Genomic DNA, 548 nt, shown 5'->3' on the forward strand with positions numbered 1-548 from the left:
TCAACGTGTACCTCGCGCAACTGCTGGCGGACTTCCGCCGGGTGATGCTCTGACGTGGTGAGGAGTGAGGCGTGAGGGGGCAGGGGCGACACCCTCCCCGCCTCGCGCCTTCCTCTTCCGGAAACTCCTCACGAGGTGATGAAGATGAGTCAAATGATTGAAGTGAAGGTACCCGACATCGGCGATTTCGATTCGGTGCCGGTCATCGAGCTATTCGTGAAGGTCGGCGACAGCATCAATGTGGACGATGCGATCTGCACGCTGGAGTCCGACAAGGCGACCATGGACGTGCCGTCCTCGGCCGCTGGCGTGGTCAAGGAAGTGCTGGTCCATCTGGGCGACAAGGTCGGCGAAGGTGCGGTGCTGATCCGCGTCGAATCAACGACGGCCTCGGCCGCGACCTCGGCCGGCACCGGTGCCCCTGTAGGCGCGGCAGCCGCCGCGAACACGGCGTCGGCTTCTGCGCCTGCGCCCATCGCGGCTTCCGCCGCTCCTACAGGGACGGCGAGTGTTACGCCAGCCTCGAGCGCCGCCCCCGCGGCGGCGAG

At 66.2% G+C, this 548-nt stretch carries 1 protein-coding gene; it reads left to right on the plus strand.

The genetic code is table 11. The features are described 5' to 3' along the window. Positions 1-144: 144 nt before the first annotated feature. On the plus strand, positions 145-548 hold a 404-nt coding region (locus tag C667_RS23795), incomplete at its 3' end, for a biotin/lipoyl-containing protein (protein WP_306415799.1).

Origin of the sequence: Thauera phenylacetica B4P (genome assembly GCF_000310225.1) — a bacterium.
In the GTDB taxonomy this organism is placed as follows: Bacteria; Pseudomonadota; Gammaproteobacteria; order Burkholderiales; family Rhodocyclaceae; genus Thauera; species Thauera phenylacetica.